Origin of the sequence: Streptomyces sp. NPDC057253 (assembly GCF_042669125.1) — a bacterium.
Taxonomy (GTDB): domain Bacteria; phylum Actinomycetota; class Actinomycetes; order Streptomycetales; family Streptomycetaceae; genus Streptomyces.
Genome location: NZ_JBHUXV010000045.1, coordinates 21951 through 37867, shown reverse-complemented (window position 1 = coordinate 37867; position 15917 = coordinate 21951). Strand labels below are relative to the sequence as shown.

Below are 15917 nucleotides of genomic sequence, written 5' to 3'. Positions count from 1 at the left end.
GGAGGGGCGCGGCGGCACGGCTCGGCCTGATGGCCGTGCCCGTCGCGTTCTTCGCTGTCTTCTTCGCCTGGCCCGTCGCCGCGATCGTCAAGCGCGGCCTCGACACGGACGGGACCTGGCAGCTGGGCCGGATCACCGACGTCCTCACCCAGTCGGACATCCGGCACGTCCTGTGGTTCACCACCTGGCAGGCGCTCGTCTCCACCGCGCTCACGCTGCTGGTCGCGCTCCCCGGCGCGTACGTCTTCGCGCGCTTCGACTTCCCCGGCAAGCAGATCCTGCGGGCCGTCGTCACCGTGCCCTTCGTGCTGCCGACGGTCGTGGTCGGTACGGCCTTCCTGGCGCTCGTCGGCCGCGGCGGTCTGCTGGACGAGTGGTGGGGCGTACGGCTGGACACCACGGTGTGGGCGATCCTGCTCGCGCACGTCTTCTTCAACTACGCGGTCGTCGTACGGACCGTCGGCGGGCTGTGGGCGCAGCTGGACCCCCGGCAGGAGGAGGCCGCGAGGATGCTGGGCGCGTCCCGGCTCACGGCCTGGCGCACGGTCACCCTCCCCGCGCTCGGGCCCGCGGTGGCCGCCGCCGCGCTGATGGTCTTCCTGTTCACCTTCACCTCCTTCGGCGTGGTCCAGATCCTCGGCGGACCGACCTTCTCCACGCTCGAAGTGGAGATCTACCGCCAGACCTCCGAGATCTTCGACCTGTCCACGGCCGCCGTGCTGACGATCATCCAGTTCGTGGCGGTGGGCGCGGTCCTCGCCCTGCACGCGTGGACCGTACGGCGCAGGGAGACCGCGCTCCGGCTCGTGGACGCGTCCGTCACCGCCCGCCGGCCGCGCGGCGCGGGGGAGTGGGGGCTGCTGGCCGGGGTCCTCGCGGTGATCGCCGTACTCCTGGTCCTGCCGCTCGCGGTGCTGGTACAACGGTCCCTGGACGCCCCCGACTTCGGCTACTACCGGGCGCTGACGCACAGCGACGGCGGGGTCTTCCTCGTCGCGCCGATCGAGGCGATCGGGAACTCGCTGGAGTACGCCCTCGCGGCGACCGCCATCGCGGTGGTGATCGGCGGGCTCGCCGCGGCCGCGCTGACGCGACGGGACGCGGGGCGGTTCGTACGGGGCTTCGACGCGCTGCTGATGCTGCCGCTCGGGGTGTCCGCGGTGACCGTCGGCTTCGGGTTCCTGATCTCCCTGGACGAACCGCCGCTGGACCTGAGGCAGTCCTGGATCCTGGTGCCGCTCGCGCAGGCGCTGGTCGGGGTGCCGTTCGTCGTGCGGACCATGCTGCCCGTGCTGCGGGCCGTGGACCACCGGCTGCGGGAGGCCGCGGCCGTGCTCGGGGCCTCGCCGTGGCGGGTGTGGCGGGAGGTCGATCTGCCGCTGGTGCGGCGGGCGCTGCTGATCGCGGCGGGCTTCGCGTTCGCCGTGTCGCTGGGCGAGTTCGGGGCGACCGTGTTCATCGCACGGCCCGACAATCCGACCCTGCCGGTCGCCGTGGCCCGGCTGCTCGGGCGCGCAGGTGATCTCAACTACGGCCAGGCGATGGCCCTTTCGACCGTCCTGATGATCGTGTGCGCGGTGGCGCTGCTGGTTCTTGAGCGGCTGCGGACCGACCGGACCGGGGAGTTCTGATGCTGCTGAGCCTTGCGGACGCGACGGTACGGTTCGGGGGGCGGGCCGTGCTCGACGGGGTCGGGCTCGATGTCGCCGAGCACGAGATCGTGTGCGTGCTCGGGCCGAGCGGCAGCGGCAAGTCCACGCTGCTGCGGGCTGTCGCCGGGCTTCAGCCGCTCGACGCGGGGCGGGTGTCGCTCGACGGCCGGGACCAGGCCGGGGTGCCCGCGCACCGGCGCGGGGTCGGGCTGATGTTCCAGGACCATCAGCTGTTCCCGCAGCGGGACGTGGGCGCCAACGTGGCCTTCGGACTCCGGATGCATGACGTGCCGAAGGCGCAACAGAGCGAGCGGGTAAGGGAGTTGCTCGACCTCGTCGGACTGCCGGGGGCCGGCCGCCGGGCCGTCGCCTCGCTCTCCGGCGGTGAGCAGCAGCGGGTCGCGCTGGCCCGGGCGCTCGCTCCCCGGCCGCGGCTGCTGATGCTCGACGAGCCGCTCGGGCAGCTGGACCGTTCGCTGCGGGAGCGGCTGGTCGTCGAACTGCGGGAGCTGTTCGGGCGGTTGGGCACCACCGTGCTCGCGGTCACCCACGACCAGGGGGAGGCCTTCGCGCTCGCCGACCGGGTCGTGGTGATGCGGGACGGGCGGATCGCCCAGTCCGGTACGCCGCTTGAGGTGTGGCAGCGGCCGGTGGACGAGTTCGTGGCCCGTTTCCTCGGCTTCGAGAACGTGGTGGAGGGGACGGTGACGGGCGAGGCGGCGGACACGGTCTGGGGCAAGGTTCCGGTGCCGTCAGGGGCCGCGCAGGGAGTCCGGAGCGTACTGGTGCGTCCCGCGGGCGTGCGGCTGGTGTCGGCCGACGAGGGACTGCGCTGCACGGTCGCCGCGCGCGCCTTCAAGGGCACCCACGTCGCCGTACACCTGCAACCCGCCGACGACGGCCCCCGCCTGGAGGCCGCGTGCGCACTGCGGGAGGCACCGGAGGTCGGGGACATGGTCGGGGTGGAGTTCGACGCGGCGGAGATCGTGGTGCTGGGCTGAGGTGGGGGAGCTTGCCAGGTCGGGTCGGCGGGGTCGAGGTCGCTGGGGCAGGTCGGCCGGGCTGAGGCCGCCGGGTCGGGCTGAGGTGGCTTGGGTCCCTGGGCGGGGCGGCGGCCAGAGGCCGCTGGTCGAGTCGGAGGGCTGAGGTCGCAGGTCGGTGCCACGGGCCGAGGCCGCAGGTCAGGTTGTCGAGGTCGAGGTTGAGGTCGATGCCGTGGCCGTGGCCGTGGCCGAGGGTGCTGGGGCAGGTCGGCCGGCATGACGTCGCCGGGGTGGTGGGGCGAGAGCGCCAAGTCGGGGCGGGGGCCCGGAAAATGGTGCGTTGGACTTGTGCGGGTGGGCATAGGGTGCGCGGCATGACGTTGCTCGCACATGAGCGGTACTGCGATGAGATCGCCCGCCAGGTGGGTCAGTTGCGGGGTGTGGTGGGATCCGGGGTGGATCTGGCGGTGACCGTGCCGACCTGTCCCGACTGGTCCCTTGAGCGGCTGGTGCGGCACACCGGTGGGGCTCTGCGCTGGGTCGAGTTGATCGTGCGGACCCGGGCTCAGGAGGAAGTGCCCGAGGAGCAAGTGCCGTTGAGGGAGGGGCCCGAGGACGCCGGGGCGCTGGACGCGTGGCTGGCGGAGACCGGTGAGCTGCTCGTCGCCGCCCTGCGGGAAGCCGGGCCCGACGCCGCGGTGTGGTCCTGGGCCGGGGTGCCCACGTCCGGGTTCTGGGCCCGGCGGATGGCCCACGAGCTGACCGTCCACCGCGCCGACGCCACGCTCGCCGCCGGACTGCCCTACGAGGTCGCCCCGGAGATCGCCGCCGACGCGATCGACGAGTGGCTCCAGATCGTGGAGTTCGTGCAGCGGACCATGCCGCACGACGAGGCACGGGAGCTGCGGGGGCCGGGTCGCAGCATCCATCTGCACGCCACCGACACAAGCGCCGAGCTCAACGCGGAGTGGCTGATCGGGTTCACCGAGGACGTCATCGCCTGGCGGCGCGGACACGAGAAGGCGACCGTCGCGCTGCGCGGCCCGCTGACCTCCGTCATGCTCGCCTTCTACCGTCGACTTCCCCTGGACAGCCCCGAGTTGGAGGTGCTCGGCGAGCGGAAGCTGCTGGAGTTCTGGCTGGAGCGGGCGAGCTTCGGGTGACCCGCACTTGTGGGAGCCCACGGCCACCACAAGGCCCGGCGGATACGGCGACGGCCCGCCCCCGGTGCACGGGGACGGGCCGTCGAACTGCTGTGGGCGTCAGCGGGAGCTGCTCGCCCCACGGCGGCGCAGGCCGAAGAAGACCGCACCGCCACCGATCGCCACGAGCGCGATCGCGATGCCGGCGATCAGACCGGTGTTGGAGTTCGCACCGGTCTCGGCGAGGTTGGAGTCGCCGGCCGCGGCCGACGGGGCGTTGCTCTCGACGGTGGCCGGAGCGGTGGTGCCCTCCGAGGCCGACGGGGTCGGGGTCGGGGACTCCTCCGCCGGGGTGCTGGCGGACTCCGACGGGGTGGGCGTGGGCGTCGGGGTCGGCGTGTCCTCGGTCTTGCAGGCGGTCGCCGGGGTGGTCAGGTTGGGCTTGATGTCCTCGCCCTTGATGTAGGGCAGGGCCTCGACGTGGATGCGGTACTCGGCGTTGGGCGCCCAGTCCTCCTCGAAGGTGATGGTGGTGCCGGCCTTCGAGCCCTTTACCGTCTGCTCGCCGACCTTCTTCGCGTCGGCGCCGTTGTTCTGGAGGTACACGGAGACGGTGGCCTCGACGCCGGACTTGTCCACGTCGGTGACGGTGATGACACCCTTCTCACCGTCACACTTGGCCTCGGCGGAGAACTCCTTGATGTTGCAGGCAAGGGCGTTGCTGGAGGCGCCGAGCACGATCGCGGTCGAGGCGGCGGCGACGCCGAGGAAGCGCGCGGCGCGGGAGGTGCGGCGGGATATGGGCGTGAATGCCACGTTCATCCTTCACGGGGTGCGCAAATGCGGGGGGTTGAAGGGATGGTGATGTGACATCACCATCCCCAGGAGTCTCACAGGTCTATAAGCGCTGCATAAGCAGTGTCAACGTGTAGGCCCCCTACAACCGTTGGCTTTACCTGCTTATTACAGTAGGAGACGTTTCAGCGCCGCCGGAGCCTCCTCGATCCGGTCAACCAGGGCGATTCGGGCCTCCATCGACCGCTCCCGCGCGAGCGCCTGGAGCAGCGGCCAGGTCGGCAGCTTCTCCGTCCAGTGCACGCGGTTCACAAGGACCATGGGCGTCGGTTCGCCGCGCGACTCGTAGTAGTTGGGCGTCGCGTTGTCGAAGATCTCCTGCACGGTCCCGGCGGCGCCGGGCAGGAAGACCACACCGGCGTTGGAGCGGGCGAGCAGGCCGTCCTCGCGGAGGGCGTTGGCGAAGTACTTGGCGATGTGCGAGGCGAAGGCGTTCGGCGGCTCGTGGCCGTAGAACCAGGTGGGGATGCCGACGGAGTGCCCGCCCCGGGGCCAGCGCGCGCGGATCTCGAAGGCGGCGCGCGCCCAGTCGGTGATCGACGGCGTGAACGAGGGCGCCGCGGCGAGGAGTTCGCACGCCTCGTCGAGCATGGAGTCCTCGAAGGGGGCGGCGTAGGCGCCGAGGTTCGCCGCCTCCATCGCGCCGGGGCCGCCGCCGGTCGCCACGGTGAAGCCGGCGCGGGCCAGTTCGCGGCCGAGGCGGGCGGCACCGGCGTACTCCCGTGTGCCGCGGGCCATCGCGTGGCCGCCCATCACCCCCACCACCCGCGCCCCGCGCAGGAGTTCGTCGAGGGCGTCGGAGACGGCGTCGTCGTGGACGGAGCGCAGCATCGACGCGTATATGTCGCCGTCGGCCTTGGTGCGCTGGAACCAGGCGTAGGCGACGGCGTCGGGGGTCTGCTCGTACCCCTTCTCCAGACCGTCGAACAACTCGTCGGGTGAGTACAGCAGTCCGCGGTACGGATCGAAGGGCAGGTGGGGGACGGGCGGGAAGACCAGGGCGCCGTCCGCGCGGAGCTTCTCCGCCGCGGTCTCCCGCATCGGGCAGCCGAGGAAGACCGCCCCCGCGGTGTCGGTGGTCAGCAACTCCCGTGTCCGGTCCGTCAGATCGACGGCCTGGATCCGGAATCCGGCGAGCGTGCCGCGGGCCGGGACGACCGCGTCGAACTCCTCCAGCGTCTCGATCTCACGGTCGTCGTGGTGTGCCGCGTGGGCGGGGCTCGTCTGCACCCGCCCATGCTCGCACGCCGGATTCCGGCCCGGGGTTCAGCCCTGGATCGCCGCCGGGTCCATCCACACGACCTCCCAGCCGTGACCGTCGAGGTCGTTGAAGGAACGGCCGTACATGAAGCCCTGGTCCTGCACGTCGTCGTTGGCGGTGCCCCCCGCGGCGACGGCCTTCTCGACCAGCTCGTCCACCTTCGCGCGGCTCTCGGCGCTCAGACAGAGCAGCACCTGGCTGGTCTTGGTGGCGTCCGCGATCTCCTTCTTGGTGAAGGTCGCGTAGAACGGCTTCGTGAGCAGCATCGCGACGATGGTCTCGCTGATCACGACGGAGGCCGCCTTGTCGTCGCTGAACTGTTCGTTCAGCGGGTAACCGAGCTCCGTGTAGAACTTCTTCGAGGCGTCGAGGTCGTTCACGGGCAGGTTGACGAAGATCATCTGCTGGTAGGCCGGCGCAGTCATCGGAGTCTCTCCCATCGGGTGTGTGCGATACGGGGGGTAGACGGGCGGGTGCGGCGGAACTCATCGGTGGAGGAGAGATTTCTTCCAGGGCTTCAGGACGTCAGGGGGAGCGCCGCCAGCTCGGCCACGACCAGGGTGAGCGGGCCGAAGAGGGCCAGCAGGGCGCCGGCGCGCAGGGCCGCCGCGCTGCGGAGCGTCGTGGCGGGGGCGCCGAGTCGCAGCAGGGCGGCGGTCGTGTCCGACCTCGCCTGCTTCGCCTCCACGGCGGCCGTGAGCAGCGTGGCGAGCGCGCAGCTCGTCACGATCAGCAGCCCGAGGGTGGTGAGCGGGCCGACTTCGGGGCCTGTGGGGTCGTACAGCATGACCATCGCGTAGGTGCCGGAGGCGACCGCGCAGACGACACCGAGGGGGCGGCCGATGCGAGTGGCCTCCGCCATGAGCACCCGGCCCGCGAGGAGACGCAGGGCGCCGGGCCGGCTGGACTGGAGGAGCCGGCCGCACAGATGGGTCAGGCCCGGGCCGGCCACCGCGAGGCCCACTGCGGTGAGGAGCCAGCCGACCAGGACGGAGGGGGCGCCGGTGAGGCCGGCGGGGAGGGGCGTGGCAGGGGCGGCGCCCTGGCGGTTGGCGTAGGCCTCCACGGCCAGGCCGGCGGCGAGGACCGCGATGCCCCAGGGGAGGCCCTTGGGCGCTTCTCGGGGAGCCGGGGGAAGGGCGCTCTCCTGGCCGGGAGCCACAGCGAGGGTGCTCCCCGGGGCCGGATCCACGACGAGGGCGCTGTCCTGGCCGGGACCCGCGCTGAGGTCACGGGCCGGGCGCCGGTCCTCGTCCGCGGCGGCGGGCGCGTCCTTCCTCGGGGCGGTGGCCTCGCCCGCGCTCTGACGTACGCGGAAACGGCCGTACGCCCCGAAGGGCTCGCGCGCCGCCGTCCTGCCGTACGCCCCGAAGCGGCCGTACGACCGTGCTTCCCTCCGCGCCGCTGCCGGGCGGTCGTCCCGGGGGCGCAGGACGCACGCCACCGTCACCGACGCGATCACCGGGACCAGGGCCAGCAGGGTCAGGGCGGCCGGCAGGGGCAGCGGGGAGCCCGCGGCCAGGAAGTCCGCCGCCGCTCCGTCGAAGGGCATGCCCGTCAGGTCGCCGCGCAGGTGGAGGAAGAACAGCAGGGCCAGCATCGAGCCGAGCAGACAGGACAGGGCCGTGGTGGCGGCCGACACGGCCATCAGACGGGCCGGGCCGAGGCCGATCGCCGCGAGGCCCGGACGCGGCCGGGTGCCCGGGTCGGTGCGGGCGACCGCCAGGGCGAGGTGGACCGTGGCCGCCAGGGGGGTCAGGCACCAGGCCAGCCGGAGCACGGCGCCTGAGGCGTCCTCGGGGTGACTGATCGCGTGGCCGAGAGTGCACAGGAGGAGGAAGCCCGTGCCCGCCGAGGCCAGGGCCACCAGGAGGCGGCGCAGCTGTACGGCGGGCCGGGCGCCCCGGGTCAGACGGAGAGCGAGCACGCGGTACGGCCTTCCGGGTCGGCCATCGGGGGCAGGTGCACGGTCTTCACCCGGCGGCCGTCCAGGAGCGTGACGGTACGGTCCGCCAGTGCCGCGGTGTCGGTGTCGTGCGTCGCGAGGACCACGGTGATTCCGTGGGAGCGGGCGGCGGTGGTGAGCGTGCGCAGGACGTGCCCGCGGTCCGCGCGGTGCAGCGGAGCCGTCGGCTCGTCCGCGAACAGCACCGACGGGGCCGGGGCCAGGGCGCGGGCGATGCAGACGCGCTGGCGCTCGGACTGGGTCATCTCGTGCGGGCGCCTGCGGGTGCGGTCGCCGATGTCCAGGCGCTCCAGCCACTCCAGCGCGGCGACCTTGGCCCTACGACGGCCGGTGCCGCGCAGCATGAGGGGGAGGGCGGCGTTCTCCCAGGCGTTGAGCTCCGGGACGAGCACCGGGGCCGGGTCGATCCAGCCGAAGCGGTCCCGGCGCAGCCGCTCACGGGTCATCGGACCCATGGTGTGCACGGGCGCGCTGTTGAACCAGACCTCGCCGCGCTGGGCCGGGGTGAGCCCCGACAGGCATCTGAGCAGTGCGGTCTTGCCGCTGCCGCGCGGACCGCTCACGGCGAGGATCTCGCCCTCGCGCACCCCCAGGGAGACGCCCTGGAGCGCGGGCGAGCCGTCGCGGTGCGTGAAGTGCAGGGAGCGTGCCCAGAGCACGTCGTTGTCGGGCGGGGCCTCCATGGGCGTACACCTCGTATCAGATCCGTATGTGCCGTGCTGATCCCCCGTGCGGGGGAACGAAGACAGGGCCGATCGGTTACCAGGCACGCTAGGGAAACGGGGGCGCGACCCCGGACAGCACGCGGCCCGGGGCGCATCCCTGTCACTCGGACGGGTGCGCCCCGGGTCGTACAAGCGGCTGAATCGCCGAAGGCGTCGAAGGCTAGAGCTTCGTCCAGGCCTCGGTGAGGGTCGCGCGCAGGATCTGCTCGATCTCGTCGAAGGTCTCCTGGTTCGAGATCAGCGGCGGGGCGAGCTGGACGACCGGGTCGCCGCGGTCGTCGGCCCGGCAGTACAGGCCGTTGTCGAAGAGGGCCTTGGAGAGGAAGCCGTACAGGACGCGCTCGGTCTCCTCGTCGTTGAAGGACTCCTTGGTCGTCTTGTCCTTGACCAGCTCGATGCCGTAGAAGAAGCCGTTGCCGCGGACGTCGCCGACGATCGGCAGGTCGTGCAGCTTCTCCAGGGTCGAGCGGAACGCGCCCTCGTTGTCCAGGACGTGCTGGTTGAGGTTCTCGCGCTCGAACAGGTCGAGGTTGGCGAGGCCCACCGCGGCCGACACGGGGTGGCCGCCGAAGGTGTAGCCGTGCAGGAAGGTGTTGTCGCCCTTGTAGAACGGCTCGGCCAGGCGGTCGGAGATGATGCAGGCGCCGATCGGGGAGTAGCCCGAGGTCATGCCCTTGGCGCAGGTGATCATGTCCGGGACGTAGTCGAACTTGTCGCAGGCGAACATGGTGCCCAGGCGGCCGAAGGCGCAGATGACCTCGTCGGAGACCAGCAGCACGTCGTACTGGTCGCAGATCTCGCGGACGCGCTGGAAGTAGCCGGGCGGGGGCGGGAAGCAGCCGCCCGCGTTCTGGACCGGCTCCAGGAACACGGCCGCGACGGTGTCCGGGCCCTCGAAGAGGATCTGCTGCTCGATCTGGTCGGCGGCCCAGCGGCCGAAGGCCTCGGGATCGTCGCCGAACAGCGGGGCGCGGTAGATGTTGGTGTTCGGGACCTTGTGGGCGCCCGGGACCAGCGGCTCGAACGGGGCCTTCAGGGCCGGCAGACCGGTGATGGACAGGGCGCCCTGCGGGGTGCCGTGGTAGGCGACCGCGCGGGAGATCACCTTGTGCTTGGTCGGCTTGCCGGTGAGCTTGAAGTACTGCTTGGCGAGCTTCCAGGCGGTCTCCACCGCCTCACCGCCACCGGTGGTGAAGAAGACCTTGTTCAGGTCGCCGGGCGCGTGCTGCGCGAGGCGCTCCGCGAGTTCGACGGCCTTCGGGTGGGCGTAGGACCACACCGGGAAGAACGCCAGTTCCTGCGCCTGCTTGAACGCCGCCTCGGCGAGTTCGACGCGTCCGTGGCCGGCCTGGACCACGAACAGGCCCGCGAGGCCGTCGAGGTAGCGCCTGCCCTTGTCGTCGTAGATGTAGGTGCCCTCGCCCCGGACGATGGTCGGGACCGGGGAGTTCTCGTACGAGGACATGCGGGTGAAGTGCATCCACAGGTGGTCGTACGCGGTGCGGCTGAGGTCCTTGGAGCTCACGGTTATCGGGTCCTCACGGTTATCGGGTTCCCCACATGTAGGTCTGCTTCTTTAGCTTCAGATAGACGAAGCTCTCGGTGGAGCGCACTCCGGGGATGGCTCGGATACGGCGGTTGATGACCTCCAGCAGGTGGTCGTCGTCCTCGCAGACGATCTCCACCATGAGGTCGAAGGAGCCGGCCGTCATCACCACGTACTCGCACTCCGACATCGAGGTCAGCGCGTCGGCCACGGACTCGACATCACCCTCGACGTGGATGCCGACCATCGCCTGGCGCCGGAAACCCACGGTGAGCGGGTCCGTGACGGCGACGATCTGCATCACGCCCTGGTCGAGCAGCTTCTGGACGCGCTGGCGCACGGCCGCCTCGGACAGGCCCACGGCCTTGCCAATCGCGGCGTACGGACGGCGGCCGTCCTCCTGGAGCTGCTCGATGATGGCGAGGGAGACGGCATCCAGATGAGGAGTGCCGTTCCTGGACTCACGGGAGTCCCTGGGGTCTGCGCTTCGACTGGCCACGACGTCACTGTGCACGACGTCTCGACACTTCCGCAAGGTCGAGGCGATGAAATCCGTTGTTTACGATACGGAGACCTGCGGATTTCGCAGCCTTGGCGCGATCGGGGGTGTTGAAAACGTGGGTCTGACGATTAGGGTGGGTGTCTCAGTCAGTGGACAGTTCCAACCCCCTCAGGAGGCCGGCAGTGAGCACCGAGCTGCGTCGTCTGCGCAACTACATCGACGGTGAGTTCCGGGACGCCGCCGATGGACGGACCACGGACGTGGTCAACCCCGCGACCGGTGAGGCGTACGCCACCGCTCCGCTCTCCGGGCAGGCGGAAGTGGACGCGGCGATGGCCGCCGCGGCCGCGGCCTTCCCGGGCTGGCGTGACGTCACCCCCGCCGAGCGGCAGAAGGCCCTGCTGAAGATCGCGGACGCGTTCGAGGAGCGGGCCGAGGAGCTCATCGCGGCCGAGGTGGAGAACACCGGCAAGCCGATCGGGCTCACCCGGTCCGAGGAGATCCCGCCGATGGTCGACCAGATCCGCTTCTTCGCCGGTGCGGCGCGGATGCTGGAGGGGCGCTCGGCCGGCGAGTACATGGAGGGCCTGACCTCGATCGTCCGCCGTGAGCCGGTCGGTGTCTGCGCGCAGGTCGCGCCCTGGAACTACCCGATGATGATGGCCGTGTGGAAGTTCGCGCCGGCCATCGCCGCGGGCAACACCGTGGTGCTCAAGCCGTCGGACACGACCCCCGCGTCGACCGTGCTCATCGCCGAGATCATCGGCTCGATCCTGCCGAAGGGCGTCTTCAACGTCATCACCGGTGACCGGGACACCGGCCGGCTGATGGTCGAGCACCCGACGCCGGCGATGGCCTCCATCACCGGGTCCGTGCGCGCCGGCATGTCGGTCGCCGAGTCCGCGTCCAGGGACCTGAAGCGGGTGCACCTGGAGCTGGGCGGCAAGGCCCCGGTCGTCGTCTTCGAGGACACCGACATCGCCAAGGCCGTCGAGGACATCTCCGTCGCGGGCTTCTTCAACGCCGGTCAGGACTGTACGGCGGCCACGCGCGTGCTGGTGCAGTCCTCCATCCACGACGAGTTCGTGGCAGCGCTGGCGAAGGCCGCCGCCGAGACGAAGACCGGGCAGCCGGACGACGAGGACGTGCTGTTCGGCCCGCTCAACAACCCGAACCAGCTCAAGCAGGTCTCCGGGTTCATCGACCGGCTGCCCGCGCACGCCAAGGTCGAGGCCGGCGGTCACCAGGTCGGCGACAAGGGGTACTTCTACGCGCCGACCGTCGTGTCCGGGCTGAAGCAGGACGACGAGATCATCCAGAACGAGGTGTTCGGGCCGGTCATCACCGTGCAGTCCTTCTCCGACGAGGAGCAGGCCGTGTCCTGGGCCAACGGGGTCGAGTACGCGCTCGCGTCCTCGGTGTGGACCAAGGACCACGGGCGTGCGATGCGGATGTCGAAGAAGCTGGACTTCGGGTGCGTGTGGATCAACACGCACATTCCGCTGGTCGCGGAGATGCCGCACGGCGGGTTCAAGAAGTCGGGCTACGGCAAGGACCTTTCGGGGTACGGGTTCGAGGACTACACGCGGATCAAGCATGTGATGACGTCCTTGGACGCGTAGGTCTGAGGCCGTGGGTCGTCTGCGGGTGCGTGGGGGCTGGTCGCGCAGTTCCCCGCGCCCCTAAGGCGTTGCCGGCAGGTTGGTCGACAAGTTGTCCGTCCGCTGGTGCACGACTTGACGCAGCGTCGATTGTCCGGCCGCAGGTCGGCACGCCATGCTGCGGCAATGCCCCTCACACCGCGGACTTCGCCGCTCTCCCGTCGGACCTTGCTGCGCGCCCTCGGTGGTGGGGTGGTGCTGGGCGGGCTCGCCGGGTGCGGGGTGCCCGCCGCGTACGTGTCGGCGGGCGACCGGGCCATCCCCGATCGCTCCGCCACCGACAAGCGGCTGACCTGGGCGAACTGGCCGCTGTACATCGACACGGACGACGACGACTCGACCAGGCGGCCGACGCTGGACGCCTTCGAGAAGCGGACCGGTATCGCCGTCGACTACGTCGAGGAGATCAACGACAACGACGAGTTCTTCGGCAAGATCAGCCCCGCGCTGATGAACCATCAGCAGACCGGACGCGACCTCATCGTCATCAGCGACTGGATGTGCGCGCGGTTCGTGCGGCTGGGCTGGGTCCAGGAGATGGACCGGGCGAAGCAGCCGAACGTCACGAAGTACCTTGACCCGCTGCTGCGTTCGCCGGCCTTCGACCCGGGCCGCCGGTACACCGTGCCGTGGCAGTCGGGGATCACCGGCATCGCGTACAACCGCAGGAAGCTGGGCCGCGAGATCCGGCACGTCAAGGACCTCTGGGCGAGCGACCTCAAGGGCCGGGTCACCCTGCTCTCGGGGCTCGACGAGGCCTTCGCGCTGCTCATGCAGGGCAACGGCGTCGACATCACGAAGTGGACGGCGGACGACTTCGACGAGGTCTGCGACCAGGTCGAGAAGCATGTGCGGAGCGGCCAGATCCGCCGCTTCACCGGCAACGACTACACCAAGGACCTCGTCACCGGCGACGTCCTGGCCTGTCAGGCCTACTCCGGGGACGTGATCCAGCTCCAGGCCGACAACCCCGACATCCGCTTCGTCGTCCCCGAGGAGGGCGCGGAACTCTGGTCGGACTCCCTGATGATCCCCGACCGCGCCCCGCACAAGGCCAACGCCGATCGTCTCGTCGACTACTACTACGACCCCGAGGTCGCCGCGGAACTCGCCGCCTGGGTCAACTACGTCTGCCCCGTCCCCGCCGCGCGCGAGGTCCTGGCCGCGTCGAAGGACGAGGACACCGCGGCGCTCGCCGAGAACCCCCTGATCTTCCCGGACGCGGAGATGCGGGAGCGGCTGGTGATCGCCCGGGACATCACGTCGAAGGAGCGGGTGGGGTTCGCGAAGCGGTGGAACGCGATCGTGGGGTTGTGACCCGGCCTCGGGTTCGGTCAGGGCATCCGACACGTCGTGTGTGCCGCCGTGCTGGGGGTATCCGCTTCGCACTGCACCCGTCGGGCCGGATCCCGGCCAATCGGAGGAGAGGTAGCGCATGTCCGCGTCCCTCGTGGAAACGGTCGACATCGAGGCTCCCGTCGCCGTCGCCTGGTCACTGTGGAGCGATGTGAGCCGGTGGCCGTCCTTCCTGAGTCACGTACGTCTGGTCGAGCGGCTGGACGAGCGCCGTTTCGCCTGGCAGCTCCAACTGCCCGGCGCCGACAAGAACTTCGTCGCCGAGCTCACCGAGGTCGTCCCGGAGGACCGGATCGCCTGGCGCACCGTGGAGGGCGTGCACCACGCGGGCGTGGTCACCTTCCACCGCCTCAGCGACACGTCGAGCCGGGTGACCCTCCAGATCGAGTACGACCCCCAGGGGTTCATCGAGCACCTCGGCGCCCTCACCAACCTGGACTCGGCCCTCGCCAACTACGACCTCGGCGAGTTCCAGAAGCTGGCCGAGACAGCGGCCTCCTGACACCCTGTCCCAGCAACCCTTTTGAACATGTTCAATTCCAGGCGTACGCTGCTGCCATGAGCGACAGAGCCGCCCAACTCAGGGGCATCCGCGCATGGCTGGCCCTCTTCGTCGTCTGCCTGGTGCTCAGCGGGGCCACCGCCTTCCCGCTCGTCCACGAACTGCGCTGGACCGAGGAAGCACTGCGCCACCTGCCCGCGCCGGACGCCCTGATGCACTGGATCACGCGCGTCCGGCGCGGGCTCGACACCGCCGACGCCGACTACCCCTTCCTCCTCTACGGCACGGACTGGCTGGCCTTCGCCCACCTGGTCATCGCGGTCGCCTTCTACGGCCCCTACCGCGACCCGGTCCGCAACATCTGGGTCGTCGAGTTTGGGATGATCGCCTGCGCGGGGATCGTCCCGCTGGCCCTGATCTGCGGACCGATCCGCGGCATCCCCTTCTGGTGGAGCGTGATCGACATGTCGTTCGGGGTGGTGGGAGTGGTCCCCCTGTATGTCGTACGGAAGAAGATCAAGCGGCTGGAGGCGCTCACGGCGGCCGACGCCACGCCCGGCCCCCGTGCCGTGCCCGCTACCTGAGCGCGGCCGTGATGATCCGGCCGACGACCGGGTTCGCGTCCTCGCTCTTCGCGTCGGTGGAGTTGACCGAGTAGACGAGTGTGCGGCTCAGGTCGCGGGTGCCGGCGATCGCCGAGTTGTAGCCGTACCGGCCACCGGACTTGACCCAGTACACCGTCCCGCCGGTCTCGAAGCGCTGAAGGCCGCCCGCGCTGTAACTCGCGCCGGTGATGCCCGTCGGGACCGAGAAGACCTCCCTCATCAGCCGCCGCGGCACGATCCGGCCCCGGAGGAGACCGGTGAGCAGGCGCTCCAGGTCCGCGGTCGTGGAGATCATGTCCCCGGCCGCGAACCGGTCCGCCTGGTTCCACTCCGTGACGTCCAGGAACTCCGTGGTCCCGTCGGCCCTCCGCACCGCCTGGTAGCCCCGGTTGTGCGGGCCGCGGATGCGCGGGTCGGTGCCGGGGAAGTACGTGTCCCGCATCCCGGCCGGCGCCAGCACCAGCCGGGCGGCCTCCGACGCGTACGGCCGCCCTGTCACCCGCTCGATCAGCAGCCCGAGGAACGTGTAGTTGATGTTGAGGTAGTGCTGCCGCTTCCCCGGGCAGAACTCCGGCTCCTTCGCGCCCGCGGACGCGGCCACCCGCTCCGGGTCGAGCGTCTCGAAACGGCGGGCGTACACCTCCTCGAAGGTGGTGCCGAGACCGTCGCCCGCCGGGATGCCGCTCGTGTGGTTCAGCAGCTGCCGGACGGTGACCGGCCGGAACCGGCTGCCGAGGAGGCCGGGCAGGTAGTGCTGGACGGGTGTGTCCAGGTCGATCCGGCCCTCGTCCACCAGCCGCAGCACGGTCGCCGCCGTCACCACCTTCGTCGTCGACCCGGCCCGGAAGCGCCCGTCGGGATCGGCGGACCGTCCGCTCTCCAGGTCGTGCACGCCCGAACTGCCCCGCCATCTGCCGTCCCTGCCGCCGACCCGCACCAGGGCGGCGGTGGCGTCGGCGTCCGGAAGCCCCGCGAGCGCGGCGCGCAAGGCCTTGGCGTCCGGCCCGGAGGCGGTGCGCGCGAGCGCCGGCGACACCGGCAGGGCGACGGCCAGGGGTGCGGTGAGGGCGCCGGACAGGAGGCTTCTGCGACGGAGGTCACGCACGGGTCGACTCCAGGGGCTGTGGGATGTGTGTGATCATCCTGCGGGGCCGTCGAGGC

At 70.8% G+C, this 15917-nt stretch carries 15 protein-coding genes; 7 read left to right on the top strand and 8 right to left on the bottom strand.

Annotation, left to right across the window (positions count from 1 at the left end; genetic code table 11):
- The first annotated feature begins 29 nt into the window (after positions 1–29).
- The 3 genes from ACFULQ_RS24310 (at position 30) to ACFULQ_RS24300 (ending at position 3798) form a co-directional block, all read left to right on the top strand.
- Positions 30–1631: an ABC transporter permease gene (locus ACFULQ_RS24310; RefSeq protein WP_383547164.1), complete on the top strand. Its 1602-nt coding sequence runs from the start codon at positions 30–32 to the stop codon at positions 1629–1631.
- Positions 1631–2653, top strand: coding sequence for an ABC transporter ATP-binding protein (locus ACFULQ_RS24305; RefSeq protein WP_383547123.1), 1023 nt, complete (start codon positions 1631–1633; stop codon positions 2651–2653). Before ACFULQ_RS24310 ends, ACFULQ_RS24305 begins: the two co-directional genes overlap by 1 nt.
- 356 nt (positions 2654–3009) lie before the next feature.
- Positions 3010–3798: a maleylpyruvate isomerase family mycothiol-dependent enzyme gene (locus ACFULQ_RS24300; RefSeq protein WP_383547121.1), complete on the top strand. Its 789-nt coding sequence runs from the start codon at positions 3010–3012 to the stop codon at positions 3796–3798.
- Between the two features lie 99 nt (positions 3799–3897).
- Here ACFULQ_RS24300 and ACFULQ_RS24295 read toward each other — a convergent pair whose 3' ends face one another.
- The 7 genes from ACFULQ_RS24295 to ACFULQ_RS24265 all read right to left on the bottom strand — a co-directional run bounded on the left by ACFULQ_RS24295 (position 3898) and on the right by ACFULQ_RS24265 (position 10644).
- Entirely contained in the window at positions 3898–4599 is a 702-nt protein-coding gene (locus tag ACFULQ_RS24295; RefSeq protein ID WP_383547120.1) for an LAETG motif-containing sortase-dependent surface protein, read from the bottom strand.
- 141 nt (positions 4600–4740) lie between these two features.
- Positions 4741–5862, bottom strand: a complete 1122-nt coding sequence (locus ACFULQ_RS24290; RefSeq protein WP_383547118.1) for an LOG family protein — start codon at positions 5860–5862, stop codon at positions 4741–4743.
- A 36-nt stretch (positions 5863–5898) separates the two neighbouring features.
- Positions 5899–6318 carry a VOC family protein gene (locus ACFULQ_RS24285; RefSeq protein ID WP_329294118.1) on the bottom strand — a complete coding sequence of 140 codons (420 nt, stop codon included), beginning with the start codon at positions 6316–6318 and terminating at the stop codon, positions 5899–5901.
- Positions 6319–6410: 92 nt separating this feature from the next.
- Complete coding sequence (locus ACFULQ_RS24280) at positions 6411–7820, bottom strand: hypothetical protein (RefSeq protein WP_383547116.1); 1410 nt, start codon at positions 7818–7820, stop codon at positions 6411–6413.
- Positions 7802–8542 (bottom strand): ABC transporter ATP-binding protein, encoded by a 741-nt coding sequence (locus tag ACFULQ_RS24275; RefSeq protein ID WP_383547114.1) that lies wholly within the window; start codon positions 8540–8542, stop codon positions 7802–7804. The genes ACFULQ_RS24280 and ACFULQ_RS24275 overlap by 19 nt, the downstream gene beginning before the upstream one ends.
- Positions 8543–8744: 202 nt before the next feature.
- Positions 8745–10109: an aspartate aminotransferase family protein gene (locus ACFULQ_RS24270; protein WP_383547112.1), complete on the bottom strand. Its 1365-nt coding sequence runs from the start codon at positions 10107–10109 to the stop codon at positions 8745–8747.
- A 19-nt stretch (positions 10110–10128) separates the two neighbouring features.
- Positions 10129–10644, bottom strand: coding sequence for an Lrp/AsnC family transcriptional regulator (locus tag ACFULQ_RS24265; protein ID WP_383547110.1), 516 nt, complete (start codon positions 10642–10644; stop codon positions 10129–10131).
- A gap of 170 nt (positions 10645–10814) precedes the next feature.
- On the opposite strand from ACFULQ_RS24265, the gene ACFULQ_RS24260 reads away from it, so the two are divergent.
- From ACFULQ_RS24260 to ACFULQ_RS24245, 4 genes are all read left to right on the top strand, one after another.
- Positions 10815–12254, top strand: a complete 1440-nt coding sequence (locus ACFULQ_RS24260) for a gamma-aminobutyraldehyde dehydrogenase (RefSeq protein WP_383547108.1) — start codon at positions 10815–10817, stop codon at positions 12252–12254.
- A gap of 165 nt (positions 12255–12419) precedes the next feature.
- Positions 12420–13610 carry a spermidine/putrescine ABC transporter substrate-binding protein gene (locus ACFULQ_RS24255; RefSeq protein ID WP_383547106.1) on the top strand — a complete coding sequence of 397 codons (1191 nt, stop codon included), beginning with the start codon at positions 12420–12422 and terminating at the stop codon, positions 13608–13610.
- Between the two features lie 118 nt (positions 13611–13728).
- Positions 13729–14151, top strand: a complete 423-nt coding sequence (locus tag ACFULQ_RS24250) for an SRPBCC family protein (RefSeq protein ID WP_383547104.1) — start codon at positions 13729–13731, stop codon at positions 14149–14151.
- 56 nt (positions 14152–14207) lie between these two features.
- Positions 14208–14735 carry a hypothetical protein gene (locus tag ACFULQ_RS24245; RefSeq protein WP_383547102.1) on the top strand — a complete coding sequence of 176 codons (528 nt, stop codon included), beginning with the start codon at positions 14208–14210 and terminating at the stop codon, positions 14733–14735.
- Here ACFULQ_RS24245 and ACFULQ_RS24240 read toward each other — a convergent pair.
- Entirely contained in the window at positions 14728–15861 is a 1134-nt protein-coding gene (locus ACFULQ_RS24240; protein ID WP_383547100.1) for a serine hydrolase domain-containing protein, read from the bottom strand. The two genes, ACFULQ_RS24245 and ACFULQ_RS24240, sit on opposite strands and share 8 nt — an antisense overlap.
- Positions 15862–15917: the final 56 nt, after the last annotated feature.

Coding starts and splice junctions, on each gene's coding strand:
- ACFULQ_RS24250 (WP_383547104.1), top strand. CDS start 13,729: ATGTCCGCGTCCCTCGTGGAAACGGTCGACATCGAGGCTCCCGTCGCC.
- ACFULQ_RS24285 (WP_329294118.1), bottom strand. CDS start 6,318: ATGACTGCGCCGGCCTACCAGCAGATGATCTTCGTCAACCTGCCCGTG.
- ACFULQ_RS24275 (WP_383547114.1), bottom strand. CDS start 8,542: ATGGAGGCCCCGCCCGACAACGACGTGCTCTGGGCACGCTCCCTGCAC.
- ACFULQ_RS24295 (WP_383547120.1), bottom strand. CDS start 4,599: ATGAACGTGGCATTCACGCCCATATCCCGCCGCACCTCCCGCGCCGCG.
- ACFULQ_RS24255 (WP_383547106.1), top strand. CDS start 12,420: ATGCCCCTCACACCGCGGACTTCGCCGCTCTCCCGTCGGACCTTGCTG.
- ACFULQ_RS24300 (WP_383547121.1), top strand. CDS start 3,010: ATGACGTTGCTCGCACATGAGCGGTACTGCGATGAGATCGCCCGCCAG.
- ACFULQ_RS24310 (WP_383547164.1), top strand. CDS start 30: ATGGCCGTGCCCGTCGCGTTCTTCGCTGTCTTCTTCGCCTGGCCCGTC.
- ACFULQ_RS24305 (WP_383547123.1), top strand. CDS start 1,631: ATGCTGCTGAGCCTTGCGGACGCGACGGTACGGTTCGGGGGGCGGGCC.
- ACFULQ_RS24245 (WP_383547102.1), top strand. CDS start 14,208: ATGAGCGACAGAGCCGCCCAACTCAGGGGCATCCGCGCATGGCTGGCC.